The organism is Actinoplanes hulinensis (genome assembly GCF_019429605.1).
GTDB classification, from domain to species: Bacteria; Actinomycetota; Actinomycetes; order Mycobacteriales; family Micromonosporaceae; genus Actinoplanes; species Actinoplanes campanulatus.
On record NZ_JAHXZI010000003.1, the window covers coordinates 314,163 to 331,014 of the forward strand.

Here is a 16,852-nt window from a genome sequence, read left to right on the forward strand (position 1 = left end):
CATTGAATCCGGATTCATAGCTTGGGGGCCTCCGGATGCCATACCGGCAAACCGCATTGACCAGGAAGAACGCCGAGGACAAGCGGGACGGGTTCCTGCGCGCCGCGCGGGCGCTCGTCGCGGCGGACGGCTTCAAGGCGGCCACCGTCGCCGCGATCGCCGCCCGCTGTCAGGCCAGCGTCGGATCGGTGTACTCGTACTTCGACGGCCGCGACCGGCTGCTCGCCGAGGTGTTCCGCAGCGCCGCCACGCACGAGATCGACCTGGTCCGCCTCGCCGTCTCGGACGCCGGACAGCGGGCCTCGGAGCGGATCGACGAGCTGATCCGGATCTTCTCGACCCGTGCCCTGCACGGCCGGCGGATGGCCTGGGCCCTGCTGTTCGAGCCGGTCAGCCCGGTGGTCGAGGCGGAGCGGCTGGCCTACCGGCGGTCCTACACCGACATCGGCGAGCAGATCATCTCCGACGGGCTGGCCGGTGGCGAGTTCGTCCCGCAGGACCCGCGGCTCGCCTCCTCGGCGGTGATGGGCGCGATCTCCGAGGCCCTGGTCGGCTGGATCCGCCCGGACAGCCCGGAGCCGTCCGACGACACCCAGGCCGCGGTCGTCGACGGGATCCGCTCGTTCTGCTTCCGCGCGCTCGGCGTACCGATGATGTCTGGAGGAATGCGATGAGCCCGACCACCGCCCTGAGGACCGCGCAGCGGGTGCTGGCCGATCAGTCCGTCACCCGGATGCTCGGCACCCGGCTGATCTCCTTCAGCGGAGAGGGCGCCGTCGTCGAGCTCGACATCCGCCCGGAGATCACCAACCATCACGGCGCCGTGCACGGCGGGATCGTGGCGTACGCCGCGGACTGCGCGCTGGCCTTCGCCGGCGGCGCGGCCCTCGGCCCGGACGTGGTCACCTCCGGCCTCACCATCGACTACATAGCCCCGGCACGTGGCCGCACGCTGCGCGCCAACGGCATGGTGATGCGCGCCGAGGGCCGCCGCGCCGCCTGCCGCTGTGAGCTGGTCGCGATCGCCGACGACGGCACCGAGACCCTGGTCGCGGTCGCGCAGGGGACGATCGTGGCCCCGGAGCGGAAGCCGGAGCGGACTGAGGGCACGGCCGCGCAGGCCGAGCGGGCGGCGAAGGCCACCGACAGGGCGAGCGTACGGCTGGGCCGCATCGGCACCCCCACCATCCAGGAGGTGCTCAAGGAGCGGCGCCGCACCGGCGACACCGACGACGGCGCCACGGTGGCCCTGGTCATCGAGGGTGGCGGCATGCGCGGCATCGTCTCCGCCGCGATGGCCGCCGTCATCGAGCAGGAGGGCGTCCTCGAGCACGTCGACATGATCGTCGGCACCTCGGCCGGCGCGGTGAACGCCGCCGCACTGGCCGTCGGCGCCGCCAACGCGATGGCCGAGTCGTACGCCGAGGTCTTCGCGTCGCCCGAGTTCATCGACGTCCGCCGGATCGCCCGCGGCCGCCCGGTGATCGACGGCCTGCGCATCGTCTCGCACGTCGACGACCTGCTGGACATCGGCTCGGCGTCCGGCACCGACTGGGCGGGCCGCCTCGCCATGGTCGCCACCGACGTGGACACCGGCCGCGCCGAGGCGCTGTCCGACTTCGCCGACCGGGACGACCTGGTCAACAGCCTGCACGCGTCCGGGCTGCTGCCGCTGCTCGCCGGTGACCCGGTCCAGTGGCGGGGCCGGCGCTGGCTGGACGGCGGCATCGTCGAGGCGGTGCCGGTGGTCAGCGCCGCCGCCCGGGGCGCCACCCACGCGATCATCCTGGCCACCCGGCCGCCCGGCACCCAGCCCGGTTACGGCGCCGCGGACGTGGTGGTCGAGCGGTACCTGCGGCGGCTCAACCCGGAGCTGGCCGCCGCCTACCGGGGCCGCCCGCACCGCTACCGGGAGACGTTGCAGCAGGTCCGGGACGGGTGGTCGCACGGGCTCAGCACGATCGCGCTGACCCCGCGGCTCAGCGACCCGCTGCCCGGCCGGCTCGAACGCGACCAGGTGGCGCTGCGCGCGGCCCGGACCGCGGCCGCCGACGCCGCCCGCGAACACCTCGCCTTCCTGCTGGAGGAGAAGCCGTGACCCACGACGTCGTGAACCAGGCCCCGCCACGGGCGGATCTGAACGAGTACCTGACCCATCCGGCGCTCACCGAGGCGGTCGGCCGCTACGGCGCCGGCTGGGCCACCGATCACCTGACCGGGGTCGGCGCGCTGGTCGGGCGGGGCGACTTCCAGCGGGACGCGGAACTGGCGAACACGCACCCGCCGGTGTTCTCCAGCCACGACCGGTGGGGGCACCGGGTGGACGCGGTCGACTTCCACCCCGGCTACCACCGGATCATCGGCGCCGCGATCGAGAACGGCGCGCACACCAGCTGCTGGGCCGAGCCGCGACCCGGCGCGCACGTCGCCCGGGCCGCCACGTTCATGCTGTTCGCGCAGATCGAGCCGGGGCACGCCTGCCCGGTGAGCATGACCCACGCGGTGGTGCCGTCGCTGCGGTTCACGCCCGAGCTGGCCGGCGAGTGGCTGCCCCGGGTCTACTCCCGCGACTACGACCCGGAGCTGCGCGCCGGCAAGACGTCGGCGATCTTCGGCATGGCGATGACCGAGAAGCAGGGCGGCTCGGACGTACGGGCGAACAGCACCCGGGCCGTCGACGCGGGCGACGGGACGTGGCGGCTGACCGGGCACAAGTGGTTCTGCTCGGCCCCGCAGTCGGACGCCTTCCTGGTGCTCGCCCAGGCGCCCGGCGGCCTGTCCTGCTTCCTGGTGCCGCGGGTGCTGCCCGGCGGCGACCGCAACGTCTTCCGGATCCAGCGCCTCAAGGACAAGCTCGGCAACCGGTCCAACGCGTCGTCGGAGATCGAGCTGGACGGCACCGTCGGCTGGCTGCTCGGCGAGGAGGGCCGCGGCGTGCGGACCATCATCGAGATGGTCGCCCAGACCCGGCTGGACTGTGTGCTGGGCAGCGCGGCAGGCATGCGGCAGTCGGTCAGCGAGGCGGCCTGGCACGCCCGGCACCGCAGCGCGTTCGGGGCGGTGCTGATCGACCAGCCGGCGATGACCTCGGTGATCGCCGACCTCCAGCTGGAGGCGGAGGCGGCGACCTGGACGGCGATGCGGCTGGCGTCCGCCTACGACAGCGACGACGCCGAATCGGTGGCGTTCCGGCGGCTGGCCACGGCGGTCGGCAAGTACTGGGTGTGCAAGCGCGGGCCGAACCACGCCTACGAGGCGCTCGAATGTCTCGGCGGCAACGGGTACACCGAGGCGTTCCCGCTGGCCCGGCGCTACCGGGAGCAGCCGGTGATGGCCGTCTGGGAGGGCTCCGGCAACGTGATCGCCCTGGACGTGCTGCGTGCGATGGCCCGGGAGCCGGAGTCGGTCGGGGCGGTGGATCGTGAGCTGGCGAGCGCTCTGGGCGTACACCCGGCCTATGACGCGCATGTGGCGGCGACGCGGAAGCTGGTCGCGGAGGTCGCGGCAGATCCGTCGTCGGCGGCCGCGTCGGCGCGGCGGGTGGTGGAGGCGCTCGCGCTGGGGTTGCAGGGTGCCGTGCTGATCCGGGAGGCGCCGGCCGAGATCGCGGACGCCTTCGTGGCCGCCCGTCTCGGCGAGGACCGTTCCCTGGAGTACGGCGCCCTCGCCCCGGGCCTGCCCCTCGCCAAGATCGCCGCCCGCGCCTGACCCGGTCAGAGCCAGCCGCGGAGCTGGGCGCGCAGGCGGGCGTCGTCCGCCTGCGTGACCACGTCGCAGACCCAGTCCCAGTGCAGGGTGACCCGGTCACCGACGGCCAGCTCCGGCAGCAACGACCGCTCCCACCGCGCCTGTTCGCTGCGGAGGCCGCCGACGGCGAGCGTCCCGTCCCGCCACGCCAGGGCGGGCGAGCGGACGACGGCCCGGGAGCCGCGCACGGAGAGGACGGTTCCGGTGCGGATCCGGCAGCGGTCCAGCACCGACACCGCGTGTGAGCTGCCGGTACGGCGCAGCAGCGACAGCCACGGGTAGACCTCGAAGACGTGGAAGCTGTGGTGGGCCATGGCCCGCGACCCGTGGTACTGCCCGGCGAACCGGGAGCGGAGTACCGCGGCCAGCCGGTCGCCGTCCACGAGGTCCAGCAGCGTCCCGCCCAGCCAATAGGCCGCCACCACCCGTTCGTCGAGCGGATCGGCGATGCCCGCCGCCCCGGCGATGAAGCAGAGGTACGCCCACGCGCCCTCGAAGTCGCGGGCCCGCCGTCCCAGCTCGGCGGGCGCCACCCCGTCCGGCCCGCAGTAGCCCAGCTCGTTCGGTGGGAACGCGTAGCGGGCGAACAGGGTGGCCCCGGCATCGCTCATGAGGGTCAGCAGATCCGGGGAAGCTGTTCGCCGATCGGCATCGAGATCACCCGGGTACCGCCCAGCGCGGTCCGCGCCACCACCATCCCGGGATGCCCGGCCACGCACGTCCCGATTCGGCGCGCGCCCGTCCCGTACGGGTGGGCCCGCATCGCCGCCAGCACGTCGCCGGCCTGATCCGGGCGGACGAACGCCACCAGCCGCCCCTCGTTGGCGACCTGCAACGGGTCGAGGCCGAGCAGGTGGCAGGCGTCGGCCACGCCGTCGGGCACCGGCAGGTCCCGTTCGGTCAGCTCCACCCCGACCCGCGCGGTCGCCGCGATCTCGTTGAGCGCCGCGGCCAGCCCGCCCCGGGTCGGATCGCGCAGCACGTGCAGGTCGGCGCCGGTGGCCAGCATGGCGGCGACCAGCCCGTGCAGCGGCGCCGTGTCGCTGGCGACAGTGGTCCCGAACTCCAGGCCCTCCCGGCAGCTGAGCACCGCCACCCCGTGCCGGCCGAGATCCCCGCTGACGAGTACGGCGTCGCCGACCGTGGCCCTGCGCGGCTCGATCTCCACCCCGTCCGCCACGACACCCACCCCGCTGGTGGTCAGATACACCCCGTCGCCGTTGCCGTTGCCGACCACCTTGGTGTCGCCGGTGACCAGCCGAACCCCGGCCGCGGTGGCCGCCGCGCCCATGGCCGCCGTGATCCGGCCGAGGTCGGCGAGCGGCGTGCCCTCCTCCAGGATGAACGCGGCCGACAGGTAGAGCGGCGTTGCCCCGGCCATCGCCAGGTCGTTGACGGTGCCGTTGACGGCCAGGTCGCCGATCGAGCCGCCGGGGAAGAACATCGGCTGGACCACGTACGCGTCGGTGGTGAACGCCAGTCGCGCCCCGCCCGCCTCGACGACCGCGCAGTCCCGGTCGGCGGTGCCGCCGGCGTCGCCGTACCCCGGAATGAGCAGATGCCGGACGAGGTCCGCGGACATCGCGCCCCCGCCGCCGTGCCCGGCGACCACGTTGGGGGTGTCGCGCAACGGCACCGGGCAGGACCAGCCCTCGAAGTCGATCATCCGGTGACCCTCCGGTACGTGTAGTACGCCGCGCAGGCCCCCTCGGACGACACCATGGTCGCGCCGAGCGGCTGCCGCGGTGTGCACACCCGGCCGAACGCCGCGCACTCGTGCGGTTTGATCAGCCCCTGGAGCACCTCCCCGGACCGGCACAGCGCCGACTCGGCGGCATGCACCCCGGTCACGTCGAACCGGTGCTCGGCGTCGAAGTCCCGGTACCGGTCGGTGAGCCGCCAGCCGCTGCCCGGGATCGTGCCGATGCCCCGCCACGCCCGGTCGGTCACCTCGAAGACGTCGGCGAGCATCTCCCGGGCCACCGGGTTCCCGGTCTCGGGGACCGCCCGCGGGTAGGCGTTGAGGGTCTCGTGGCGACCCTGTTCGAGCTGCACGATCGCCTGCCGGATGCCCTCCAGCACGTCGAGCGGCTCGAACCCGGTGACCACGATCGGCACGCCGTACTTCCGTGACAGCGACGGGTACTCGGACGTGCCCATCACGCTGCACACGTGCCCGGCCGCCAGGAACCCCTGCACCCGGCACCGCGGCGACTCCATGATGGCCGAGATGGCGGGTGGCACCAGCACGTGCGACACCAGCAGCGAGAAGTTGCGGATCCCGAGCCGGCGCGCCTGGTGCACGGTGAGCGCGTTGGCCGGTGCGGTCGTCTCGAACCCGATGCCGAAGAACACCACCTCCCGGTCCGGGTTGTCGCGGGCGATGCCGAGCGCGTCCAGCGGCGAGTAGACGACCCGGACGTCGGCGCCCGCGCCGCGCACCTCGAACAGGTCCCGCCCGCTGCCCGGCACCCGCAGCATGTCGCCGAACGAGCAGAAGATCACCCCCGGCCGGGCGGCGATGGCCAGCGCCTTGTCGATCACCGACAGCGGGGTGACGCAGACCGGGCAGCCCGGCCCGTGGATCATCTCGACGCCGTCCGGCAGCAGCTGGTCGATGCCGTGCCGGATGATCGAGTGGGTCTGCCCGCCGCACACCTCCATGAGCGCCCACGGCCGGGTGGTCGCGGCGTGGATCTGCCGCAGCAGGCTGCGGGCCAGGTCCGGGTCGCTGAACTCGTCAAGGTACTTCACCGAACTCCTCTTCCAGGAGACCCAGCCGGGTGAACTCGTCGAGGGTGCGGCGCGCCGACTCCTCGTCGAGCCGTTGGATGGCGAAACCGACGTGCACGATCAGGTATTCGCCGGGTGCCGCGTCCGGCACGTATTGCAGGCACACGTCCTTGCGCACGCCGCCGAAGTCGACCTCGGCCATCGGCGTGCCGTCGACCACGCTCACGCGCACCACCCGCCCGGGCACCGCGAGGCACATCAGCGGGCGCCCGCGACGACCAGCTGACCGAGGGCGATGCCACCGTCGTTCGGCGGCAGCAGCCGGGGCCACAGCACGGTGAAGCCGCGCTCGCGCAGCTCACGGACCGCGCCGGTGAGCACGACCGTGTTCTGGAAGACGCCGCCGCCGAGCGCCGCCACGCCGAGGCCGGTCCGCTCCCGGCACCGCTGCGCCTGGGTGACGATCAGGTCGATCACGGCGGCGTGGAACCGGGCGCCGATCAGGGTGGCCGGCACCCCGGCCAGCACGTCGGACGCGACCGCGCGGATCAGCGGGCCGGGATCGGCGACGCCCGCCTCGCCGATCTTCCAGGGGTACGCCGTCCCGCACGCCTGCCGGCTGAGCCCCTCCAGGACCAGTGCCGCCTCGCCCTCGTACGTCACGTTCTGCCGCACCCCGGCGATCGCCGCCACCGCGTCGAACAGGCGGCCCACACTGGACGTCGGCACACACGCCAGCCCGGTACGCAGCTGATGGGCGAGGATCTCCCGTTCCGCCTCCGGGCAGGCGGCCACCGGCGGCAGCGCCGGATCCCACGGCACCCCGGCCGACCGCAGGTGCGACAGGGCCATCCGGTAGGTACGGCGTATGCTCGCGTCCCCACCGGCCAGCGGTACGTAACCGACGTGCCCGGCCCGCTCGAAGCCGGCATAGCCCGCGATGAGGATCTCGCCACCCCAGATCGCACGATCGGTGCCGTAGCCGGTGCCGTCGAACGCGATCCCGATGACCCGCTCGTCCGCGCCGAGACCGTGTTCGGCCATCACCGCGGCGATGTGCGCGTGATGGTGCTGCACGGTCCGCACCGGGCGGCCGCCCGCGTTGGCCCGCGCCCAGCATCCCGACCGGTAGCCCGGATGCTCGTCGGTGACCAGCGACTCCGGCTCGACCCCGGTGATCTCGCCGAGATGCGCCGCGAGCGTGTGCAGAGTCTCGACCGTGGACAGGTCGTCCATGTCGCCGATGTGCTGGCTCACCCACGCCGACCGTCCGGACGCGACCGCGCACGTGTTCTTCGCGTCGGCGCCGGCCGCCAGCGACGGCCCGACCGGGAACGGCAGCGTCACCGGCATCGGCGCGTAACCGCGGGCCCGCCGCAGGATCACGTCGCCGCGCACCACCGAGTCGTCGCACGGCACCCGGATCTCCCGGTCGTGCCGCAGCCACGCGTCGGCCAGCCCGGCGAGCCGCCGCAGCGCCTCCGCGTCATCGGTCACGATCGGCTCGCCGGCCACGTTTCCCGAGGTCATCACGAGCACGTCCGGACCCGGCGGGTCGTCCGGCAGCCCGAACAGCAGCACGTGCAGCGGCGTGTGGGGCAGCATCACGCCGAGGTCCGGGCTGTCCGGCGCCACCTGGCCGGCGAGCCCGTCGCCGGGCCGGCGCGGGACCAGCACGATCGGGCGGCGGGCTCCGGCGAGCAGGTCACGGTCACGGTCGGTGAAAACCCCGATCTTGTACGCCGTACGCGCGCCCGCCACCATCACGGCGAACGGTTTCCCGCCCCGCCGTTTGCGGCGGCGCAGTTCGGCGACCGTGTCCGCGTCGCGGGCGTCGCACACCAGGTGGTAGCCGCCGAGCCCCTTGACCGCCACGATCCGCCCGGCGGCCAGCAGCGCGCGGGCCTCGGACAGGGCGTCGGCGCCGGTCATCGTCATCGGCCCGAGGATCAGCTCCAGGCGGGGGCCGCAGCCGTGGCAGGCGATCGGCTGGGCGTGGAACCGCCGGTCGGCCGGATCCTCGTACTCGGCCCGGCACCGTTCGCACATCGGGAACCGGGCCATCGTGGTGGCCGCCCGGTCGTACGGCAGCCCCGTGATGATCGTGTAGCGGGGCCCGCAGTTGACGCAACTGATGAACGGGTGCCGGTGGCGCCGCCCGCCCGGATCACGCAGCTCGCCGAGGCAGTCGTCGCAGATCGCCACGTCCGGCGCGGCCAGGGTGCGGGCCGGGCCGGACGTGGACGCCTCGATCCGGAACCCGGCCGTGCCGCGGACCTCCTGCTCCAGCTCCTCGACCGCGGTGATCACGGCGAGCGGTGGGCCCTCGCGCAGCCGCATGCCGTACTCGTGGACCGCGTCCGGGCAGCCCTCCACCTCGACGGCCACCCCGTCGGCGGTGTTCGTCACCGATCCGGCCAGGCCCAGCCGGGTGGCCGTGGTGTACGCGAACGGCCGGAAGCCGACGCCCTGCACCAGCCCGGACACCGCGAACCGGCGGCGGACCGTCCGGGCCTGCCCGGCCAGCTCCAGGCCGCGCAGCGCCTGCCCGGCCCGCTCCGCGTCGATGATCTCCACGGCGAACCCGAGATGGATCAGCACCCAGTCGCCGGGCTCCGGTGGCGTCTCCAGCATGCCGATGTTGACCGGGCGCCGCGCCCCGACCACGTCGACGGTGGCCAGCTGCCCGGCCGCGCCCGCCAGGATCTCCACCACCCGCCCGGGGATCCCGAGACACACCCCGGTCACCCCGCTCCCGGCAGACCCCGGCCGGCTCCCAGCGCTGTCTCAAGGCCGGTGAGACAGCGCTGGGGGCCGGCCAGTAGGGCGTGGACCGTGGCGACGGCCTTGGGGACGGCGGCGGCGACCGGGGCGGAGAGGCCGATGCGCTCGTCGACGGTGACGACCCGGCAACCCACCACGTAGGTGCGGGGCAGGGCGCCGCCGAGCCGGGCCACCGCGGCCAGCACGGCGAGTGGGTCCATGGCGTGGCCGTCGAAGCCGCCCGAGCCGACGTCGGCCGGGTCCACTTCGAGGACCTCGATGGCGCCCGGAACGCCCGGGGGCAGGGCGTCGACGAGGATCAGCGTGTCGTGGCCGTCGACGTCGTGGGCCAGGTGCAGGCCACGGATGCCGTAGTCGGCGGCGCGCACCCCGTCCGGCAGCAGCGGATCGGCGGCCAGCCGCCGCGCCACCTCCGGCCCGAACCCGTCGTCGCCCAGGAACACGTTGCCGATGCCGGCGATCAGGATCACGACACCGGCTCCAGCTCGTCCGGGGCGAAGTACAGGTAGCGGCCGTAGCCGTCGTGCAGGTCGGCGGCCGGGTCGTCGAGCAGGACGACGGCCACGTGGGTGCCGCCGTCGACGTCCGTGATCACCTCGTTGACCAGGGCGATCCGCCCGGCCAGGAACAGGTCCTGTGCGTCGGCGCGGCGGGCCGGGCGCAGCCGGACCAGGGTGCCGTGCGTGATCGTCCCGGCGTCGATGCGGGTGCCGTGCAGGCTGAGCAGCGTGTCGTCGTCGAGTGCGTCGCAGCGGTCGACGATCGCGGCGGCGCGCGGGTCGGTGGCGCGGGCCTCGGCCTTCTCGTGGTCGGTCATGGTTCGCACCCTCATCGTCAGCAGTTCGTCGATCTCACATCCGTCGAACAGGTCGCCGGGACTGCGCCCGGCCAGGCGCGGGTGGTCGTACAGGATGATCGGGGCGCCGAGCAGCAGCCGGGTCTCCCCGGGCGGTCCGGCCAGCACCGGCCAGCAGCGGTCCTGCCGGCAGCGGCGCGCCGCCGGGATCGGCTCGCGCACCGACACGAACTCCGCATCGTGTGCCTGGACCATCAGGTGCGCGGCGATCAGCGAGTGCCGGGTCGCGCTCTCCCTTTCCGGTACGGGCTCCGCGTGCTCGTTCGTGACGGAGACGGTGAGCCGCAGCAGCCCGTCGTCGGCCTGTACCGAGGTGCGGACGAGGGCGGTCAGCGGCCACCGGCGGCGGACCACCCGCCCCACCGGCCGGCCGTCGCCGTCGTGGACCGGTTCGACGTCCTCGCCGCCGGGCACGATGACCGGGAACTCGGCGTCGCCGTGCACCGGCAGGTCCGGCAGGGTGATCTCCCGTTCCACGGCCTCGTCCCAGCTCAGCAGGGTGGTGCCGCCGACCCGGAGGCGTTCGGCCGGTTCGTGGCCGCCGTCGTCGTGCCGCCGCTGCACCTCGCGGGACTGGAGCTGGAGGAACCGCAGGCGGACCGTGACCCAGCCGGCCCCGTCCGGAGTGAGCAGGCACTGCATCGACATCTGCGGCGGTTCGGCGAACGCGGCCGGCGCGGCGTGCGGCGGCCCGAGCACCCCGAACTGCCAGCGGGAGCGGTTCTTGGCGGCCCCCGCCCGGTACGGGTAGAGCAGGTAGCCCTCGTAGAGGACGGTGTCGGCGACCTCCCGCACGCTGTCCAGGCTCATTGCGCCACCTCCGCTGCGCTCCGGCGTCGCAATGAGTTGATGACTGAGCCTGATGATTCGCTCGCAAGCTCGCTCATGACAGGCCCGCCCCGGCGGACTGGGTGGGGGAGTGCAGCACCTCGATCTTCTTTCCGCCGCCCAGGTACATGTGCACGCCGCAGGGCAGGCAGGGGTCGAAGCTGCGGACCGTGCGCATGATGTCGATGCCTTTGAAGTCGTCGCGGCCGTTCTCCTCGAAGATCGGCTGGCCCTGGACGGCGTCCTCGTAGGGTCCGGGGGTGCCGAAGCTGTCGCGGGGGCTGCCGTTCCACGGGGTGGGCGGGTAGGGGTGGTAGTTGGCGATCCGCCCGTCCCGGATGACCATGTGGTGCGACAGGGCGCCGCGGACCGCCTCGGAGAAGCCGCAGCCGATCCCCTCGTCGGGCACCTCGTAGGGCTCCCACGTGCGGGTCCGCCCGGCCCGGATCTCGGCGAGGGCCCGCTCCGCGAAGTGCAGGGCGCAGGCGGCCGCGTACGCCTGGAAGTAGGTTCTGGCCCGGTTGCGTTCCAGGGTGTTGCTCCAGCGGGGGATCCGCCACTCGAACTCGACCGGCCCTTTCAGCGCGGTCCTGGGCAGGCTGATCCGGACACTGTCGCCGGTGGCGCGCACGTAGCCGAAGTCGACGGTGCCGGCCAGCGCGGTGCTCCAGAGCCGGGCCAGCGGGCCGCCGCCGGTGTCGAGGGCGAGGTATTCCTTGCCGTTGAACCAGCGCGGCGACATCACCCAGCTGTACTTCCCGTCCAGGTCGCGTTTCTGCGGGCGCGGGTTGGTGTGCTGGTTCCACGGGTGGCGGCGGTCCACCGGATTGCCCAGGGGGTCGGCCGTCACGAACATCTCCTGGTCCTCCCAGTCGTCGTAATAGGACGAGCCGAGCAGGATCCGGATCCCCAGGTTGATCTTCACGAGGTCGGTGGTGACCAGTTTTCCGTCGACCACGATGCCGGGCGTGACGAACATCCTCCGTCCCCACGCGGCCATGTCGGCGTACCGGAAATCGCAGTGTTCTGGATCTTGAAAGGATCCCCAGCAGGCCAGCAGCACCCGGCGCTCGCCGACGTGCTCGTAGCCGGGCAGCGCCGTGTAGAAGAAGCCGAACAGGTCGTCGTGCATCGGCACGGACCTCTTCATGAACTCGACGTAGCGCATCAGCCGGGTCAGGTAGTCGGTGATCAGCTGGCTGCTGGCCTGCGTGCCGACCCCGCCGGGGAACAGCGTGGACGGATGCGGGTGGCGGCCCTCCATCAGGCAGAACATCTCCCGGGTCAGGCGGCTGACCTGGAGCGCCTCCCGGTAGAACTCGCCGGTGAACGGGTTCAGCGAGCGCATGATGTCGCCGACCGTGCGGAAGCCGTGCTCGCCGGCGTGCGGTGCGGCGGTCCGGTTGGCCAGCTCCAGCACGCCCGGGTTGGTCTCGGCGACCATCCGCTCGCAGTAGTCCACCCCGACCAGGTTCTCCTGAAAGATGTTGTGGTCGAACATGAACTCGGCCGCCTCGCCCAGGTTGACGATCCACTCGGCCAGCGCCGGCGGCTTCACCCCGTAGGCCATGTTCTGCGCGTAGCAGGAGCAGGTGGCGTGGTTGTCGCCGCAGATCCCGCAGATCCGGCTGGTGATGAAGTGCGCGTCGCGGGGGTCCTTGCCCTTCATGAAGACCGAGTAGCCGCGGAAGATCGAGCTGGTCGAGCGGCACTCGGCCACCACCCGCTGTTTGAAGTCGATCTTCGTGTAGATGCCGAGGCTGCCGACGATCCGAGTGATCGGATCCCAGGCCATGTCGACCAGTTCGCCCGGGTCAGAACTCATGTCGCCTCTCGGGTTTCACTTTGGTGTGACGCCGCTAACAGCGTTCTCCCGGCCGTGCAAGACTGTCAATCCGCGCCACCTGACCGGGGTACAGCGTCATCAACGCGGGAGACGAAACGCCATGCACGAGCTGGCGATTGCCGAGAACATCATCGACACGGTCTGCACACGCGCCGCCGGACGGCCGGTGCGGCGGGTCACCGTCCGGATCGGAGCGCTCACCGCGGTCCTGCCGGATGCCATGCGGCTCTGCTGGGACCTGGCCGCCACCGGCACCGCCGCGCACGGCGCCGCCCTCGACCTCGACCTGCGCCCGGCCGTGGTGTTCTGCCGCGCCTGCCGCACCGATCAGCGGCTGCCCGACATGATCCCGCTGTGCCCGTGCGGCAGCGCCGACGTCACCGTCACCACCGGCCGGGAGCTGCACATCGTGTCGATGGAGGTGGCCTGAGAATGTGCTTCGACGACGGGCCGGTCGTCACGGTCACCCTCGAGGAGCGGGTGCTGGCCCGCAACGACGACCTGGCGCGGGCCAACCGGGAACTGCTGACCGCCCGCGGGATCCGGGCGATCAACCTGATGAGCTCACCGGGCTCGGGCAAGACCACCCTGCTGGAGCGGACCGTACGGGAGCTGCGGCGCCCGGTCGCGGTGATCGAGGGCGACCAGCGGACCCCGCTCGACGCCGAGCGGATCCGTGCGGCCGGCGCCCCGGTGGTGCAGGTCAACACCGGGGCCGGCTGTCACCTGGACGCCGCGATGACCCGGCGTGCGCTGCACGACCTCGACCCGCCGCCCGGCTCGCTGCTGTTCGTGGAGAACGTCGGCAACCTGATCTGCCCGTCGCTGTTCGACCTCGGTGAGCACGCGCGCGTGGTGATCGTGTCGGTCACCGAGGGGGCGGACAAGCCGCTCAAGTACCCCTACATGTTCGCGGTGGCCGACCTGGTCGTCATCAACAAGACCGACCTGCTGCCGTACGTCGACTTCGACGTGGGCGCCTGCCGCCGGCACATCGCCGCCGTCAATCCGGGCGCGACGATCCTGACGGTCTCCGCCACCCGAGGCGAGCGCCTACCGGACTGGTATGCGTGGGTGCGGGCGGCGTAGATCACATTTCCACGTACCGATGCAACGCTTCCCGACGGTGCCAGACCGGCAGCAGGCCGGCGCCGAACGGCGTGTGCCGGACCCGCAGGACCCGGTCGGCGTGCAGCCGGCCGCTGAGATCGGCCGCGACGGCGTGCAGGTCGGCGGTGTGGGCGACCAGGATCGGCAGCACACCCTCGCGCAGTGAGCCGGCCACTATCGCGGCGTTGCCGCGCAGCCAGTCCTCGCCGTGGTGGGCCGGCAGGACCATCATCCGGCGCCGGGGGAGCAGCCGGGACAGGCCGGTGATCAGGATGTCGGCGTCGGCCCAGCCGACCACCACCAGCAGCAGCCGCCGCCCCTCGGCGAGACCGGCGAGCCCGTCCAGCACCCAGGCCGCGTCACCGGCGGACAGCACCACCACGGTGACCGGTTCGTCGTGCTCCTGCGCGTCCCACCAGGTGCTCTCCGGCTCGCGGTAGACCGGCTTCCGGAACTGGCCGGGAACGGCACACGACGACGGCCGCCTCGGTGAGCGCCGGTCGAGCACGTGGACACCGGCCCACCGGCCGGAATTGTGTGCCGCCAGGGCCCGGTGCGCGGAGATTCGTCGCCAGAACACTGTGTCGCTCCTAGGGGGATCCGTGAGACGCCGGACTACGGCGTGGTCCTGACGCTGCCCGAGCCCGGCGCCACGCGGCCAGACCCAAGGCTGTCCACCCACCTCTGACCGGCCCACCGGGTCGTGTTCTCCCTGCTCACAGCCTTGACCGGACAGTTCTGTCCGGGGGTTGTCACGGCGCTTGCGTCTTTCGGGTGACCGGTCATTCGCCCGCGACCCGCAGCGTGTAGCCCCGCAGCGTCTGCTCCAGCGGGACGAACACCGGCGCCGGCGGGTCCTCGGCGAACGGCCGGAACTTGTCCGGGAACCCGGGCATCGTGCAGCCGATGCAGATGCCGCCCACGTTGGGGCAGCCGCCCACCCCGTTGATCCAGCCCCGCTTCGCCACGTTGCACCGCACCACCTGGCCCCAGCAGCCGACCTTCACGAGGCACGACGGAGAGCCCTGCCCGGCCGCGAAGTCGCTCTGGTCGTAGAAGGAGGCCCGGTCGCAGCCCGAGTGCACGGTCGACTCGAACAGCCGGAGAGGCCGCAGCTCCTCGTCCAGCTCCAGGGGCGGGCCGTCGCCGGCCACGTGCGTCACCAGGTGCATGAGCGTCTCGGTGAGGTTGTCCGGCAGGGTGGGGCAGCCGGGCACGCACACCACCGGCACCCCGTCCTTGGAGCGCCAGTTCCACCCCAGGTGGTCCGGGACACCCATCGCCCCGGTCGGGTTCCCGGCCATGCCGTGGATCCCGCCGTACGACGAGCAGGTGCCCGCCGCCAGGATCGCGGACGCCCGCGGGGCCAGCCGGTCGAGCCAGTCGGCCGCGGTGATCGGCTGCCCGGTCCGCGGATCGTTGCCGAACCCCGACCAGTATCCGGCCGTCTTGTTCCCCTCGTCCGGGATCGACCCCTCGACCACCAGGACGAACGGCTCCAGGTCCCCGCGGGCCGCCCGGTGGAACCACTCCATGAACGGCGGCCCGTTCTGGAAGTCCAGGTACGGCCAGTGCAACTCGATCGGCGGCACTCCGGGCAGCGCGCCCAGGACCAGATCCTCGATGCTCGGCTGGGTGGCCGCGGTGATCGCCACCGACTCGCCGTCGCAACTGAGCCCGCCGTTCATCCAGAGGACGTGCAGCATCGGTTCAGCGTAGGGGCGGAACCACCGGATCCGTTGTCACTCGTTCGGGTATCGCGGGTTTCCGTACCATCAGTTCCGTGCCGTCCCCGGATGTCGAGATCCTCCCGCTCACCGTGGTCGCGCAGGCGTTCCCGGCCCGCCCGTCGGCGCTGCCCGACGTCCGGGCCTTCCTGCGGCGGCAGCTCACCGGTACGCCGGTGTCCGACGAGGACGTGCGCAACCTCTGCGAACGCGTCGCCGACGTGCTGCTCGAAGCCGCCGGGGTGAGCCCCGCCATCCAGGTGTCGCTGCGGATCTTCCCGTCCGGCGCCGAGATCGACGTGCTCAGCTCGTCGGCCGCGCCGTCCGCCCCCACCGTGACGAAGGCGCCGCGGCCGCCCGCCCACGGGGCCCGGGTGGCCGTGCCGGCGCCGGCGTCGTTCGCCGCCTGGTTCGCGGCGCGGCTGCGGGCCGAGGGGCTGACGCTGGAGGCGGCGGCCCGGCGCCTCGAGGTGTCCACCAAGACGGTCAGCCGCTGGGTGTCCGGCGCCACCGAGCCGCGGCTGCGCGACTTTCACCGGATCAGGTTGGCCTTCGGGGAACCGCCGCTCTGACGCTGTTCCTCGCTCTGCCCCTGCCTGGTGCCGATGATCAGCAGGTAGCCGATGATCCAGAACTCGCCGATCGAGGCCGGGACGGTCAGCAGGTCGGCGGCCGCGGCGGCGTCCGGGGCCACCGCCTTGACCAGGGCGCTGAGCACGTAGCCGGCGCCGCCGGCGATCAGCACCCAGCCCAGCGCGCGGGGCATCCAGCCGGTGTTCAGCACGGCCGTGCCCATCGGGACCAGCCAGAGCCCGAAGAAGATCGCACCGGCCCACCAGAGGTTCGAGCTGATCAGGAAGAGGGTCTTGGTGGTCGCCGGGCCGGTCGTGGCCGCGGCGCCCAGCATCGCCGCGCTGATCAGGATCACGACCGCGTTGGCCAGGCCGAACGCCGCGACGCCGGCCGCGCTCACCGGGTCGGCGGTGCGGAAGAGCCGGTAGATCCAGGCCGCTGTGAGCGCCTGGCTGAGCACGATGAGCAGTTCGAAGAGGACCACGAGGTGGGTCAGCGTCGGGTGGCCGGCGACGGCCGCCCCGTCGTCGAGGCGGGGGCGGAGCAGCAGGAATCCGATCATTCCGCTGATGGCCAGGCCGAGGTAGAGGGCTCCGGTGGTCCGGGCGGTGCGCTGCGAGGGCATGATTCTTCCCTTACGTCGTAAGG

General features: G+C 72.8%; 17 protein-coding genes. 6 read left to right on the forward strand and 11 right to left on the reverse strand.

Translation table 11 applies throughout. The features are described from left to right. Positions 1-35 precede the first annotated feature (35 nt). The 3 genes from KZ829_RS07750 to KZ829_RS07760 are packed head-to-tail and all read left to right on the forward strand — an operon-like array spanning position 36 to position 3,708. Entirely contained in the window at positions 36-674 is a 639-nt protein-coding gene (locus tag KZ829_RS07750; protein ID WP_220143150.1) for a TetR family transcriptional regulator, read from the forward strand. Beyond that, on the forward strand, positions 671-2,098 hold the full coding sequence (locus KZ829_RS07755; RefSeq protein WP_220143151.1) for a patatin-like phospholipase family protein: 1,428 nt from the start codon (positions 671-673) through the stop codon (positions 2,096-2,098). Before KZ829_RS07750 ends, KZ829_RS07755 begins: the two co-directional genes overlap by 4 nt. Next, on the forward strand, positions 2,095-3,708 hold the full coding sequence (locus KZ829_RS07760) for an acyl-CoA dehydrogenase family protein (protein ID WP_220143152.1): 1,614 nt from the start codon (positions 2,095-2,097) through the stop codon (positions 3,706-3,708). The genes KZ829_RS07755 and KZ829_RS07760 overlap by 4 nt, the downstream gene beginning before the upstream one ends. 5 nt (positions 3,709-3,713) lie before the next feature. On the opposite strand, the gene KZ829_RS07765 is transcribed toward KZ829_RS07760, so the two are convergent. The 8 genes from KZ829_RS07765 to KZ829_RS07800 all read right to left on the reverse strand — a co-directional run bounded on the left by KZ829_RS07765 (position 3,714) and on the right by KZ829_RS07800 (position 12,773). Beyond that, entirely contained in the window at positions 3,714-4,358 is a 645-nt protein-coding gene (locus KZ829_RS07765) for a DUF6390 family protein (RefSeq protein ID WP_220143153.1), read from the reverse strand. A gap of 5 nt (positions 4,359-4,363) precedes the next feature. Next, positions 4,364-5,413 carry a hydrogenase expression/formation protein HypE gene (hypE, locus tag KZ829_RS07770; protein WP_220143154.1) on the reverse strand — a complete coding sequence of 350 codons (1,050 nt, stop codon included), beginning with the start codon at positions 5,411-5,413 and terminating at the stop codon, positions 4,364-4,366. Continuing rightward, positions 5,410-6,501 (reverse strand): hydrogenase formation protein HypD, encoded by a 1,092-nt coding sequence (hypD, locus tag KZ829_RS07775; RefSeq protein ID WP_220143155.1) that lies wholly within the window; start codon positions 6,499-6,501, stop codon positions 5,410-5,412. The genes hypE and hypD overlap by 4 nt, the downstream gene beginning before the upstream one ends. Then, entirely contained in the window at positions 6,488-6,739 is a 252-nt protein-coding gene (locus KZ829_RS07780) for a HypC/HybG/HupF family hydrogenase formation chaperone (protein ID WP_183218725.1), read from the reverse strand. The genes hypD and KZ829_RS07780 overlap by 14 nt, the downstream gene beginning before the upstream one ends. Next, the gene (gene hypF, locus KZ829_RS07785; protein ID WP_220143156.1) at positions 6,739-9,219 is read right to left on the reverse strand and encodes a carbamoyltransferase HypF; all 2,481 of its coding nucleotides are present in this window, start codon (positions 9,217-9,219) and stop codon (positions 6,739-6,741) included. Before hypF ends, KZ829_RS07780 begins: the two co-directional genes overlap by 1 nt. Positions 9,220-9,224: 5 nt before the next feature. Beyond that, complete coding sequence (locus tag KZ829_RS07790) at positions 9,225-9,734, reverse strand: hydrogenase maturation protease (RefSeq protein ID WP_220143157.1); 510 nt, start codon at positions 9,732-9,734, stop codon at positions 9,225-9,227. Further along, on the reverse strand, positions 9,731-10,930 hold the full coding sequence (locus KZ829_RS07795) for a hypothetical protein (RefSeq protein WP_220143158.1): 1,200 nt from the start codon (positions 10,928-10,930) through the stop codon (positions 9,731-9,733). Before KZ829_RS07795 ends, KZ829_RS07790 begins: the two co-directional genes overlap by 4 nt. 73 nt (positions 10,931-11,003) lie before the next feature. Continuing rightward, positions 11,004-12,773 (reverse strand): nickel-dependent hydrogenase large subunit, encoded by a 1,770-nt coding sequence (locus KZ829_RS07800; RefSeq protein WP_220143159.1) that lies wholly within the window; start codon positions 12,771-12,773, stop codon positions 11,004-11,006. Between the two features lie 121 nt (positions 12,774-12,894). Here KZ829_RS07800 and KZ829_RS07805 point away from each other — a divergent pair, with 121 nt between their 5' ends. After that, entirely contained in the window at positions 12,895-13,224 is a 330-nt protein-coding gene (locus KZ829_RS07805) for a hydrogenase maturation nickel metallochaperone HypA (protein ID WP_220143160.1), read from the forward strand. A 2-nt stretch (positions 13,225-13,226) separates the two neighbouring features. Further along, a complete protein-coding gene (hypB, locus tag KZ829_RS07810; protein ID WP_220143161.1) occupies positions 13,227-13,883 on the forward strand; it encodes a hydrogenase nickel incorporation protein HypB in 657 nt (218 codons plus the stop codon). Position 13,884: 1 nt separating this feature from the next. Here hypB and KZ829_RS07815 read toward each other — a convergent pair whose 3' ends face one another. After that, on the reverse strand, positions 13,885-14,484 hold the full coding sequence (locus KZ829_RS07815) for a hypothetical protein (RefSeq protein ID WP_220143162.1): 600 nt from the start codon (positions 14,482-14,484) through the stop codon (positions 13,885-13,887). A gap of 202 nt (positions 14,485-14,686) precedes the next feature. Further along, positions 14,687-15,610 carry an NADH-quinone oxidoreductase subunit B family protein gene (locus KZ829_RS07820; RefSeq protein ID WP_220143163.1) on the reverse strand — a complete coding sequence of 308 codons (924 nt, stop codon included), beginning with the start codon at positions 15,608-15,610 and terminating at the stop codon, positions 14,687-14,689. 77 nt (positions 15,611-15,687) lie between these two features. Between KZ829_RS07820 and KZ829_RS44430 the strand changes: the two genes are divergently transcribed. Beyond that, positions 15,688-16,203: a helix-turn-helix transcriptional regulator gene (locus KZ829_RS44430; RefSeq protein ID WP_220143164.1), complete on the forward strand. Its 516-nt coding sequence runs from the start codon at positions 15,688-15,690 to the stop codon at positions 16,201-16,203. On the opposite strand, the gene KZ829_RS07830 is transcribed toward KZ829_RS44430, so the two are convergent. Beyond that, positions 16,164-16,829 carry a DUF4386 domain-containing protein gene (locus tag KZ829_RS07830; protein ID WP_220143165.1) on the reverse strand — a complete coding sequence of 222 codons (666 nt, stop codon included), beginning with the start codon at positions 16,827-16,829 and terminating at the stop codon, positions 16,164-16,166. The genes KZ829_RS44430 and KZ829_RS07830 overlap by 40 nt on opposite strands. Between the last annotated feature and the right edge of the window lie 23 nt (positions 16,830-16,852).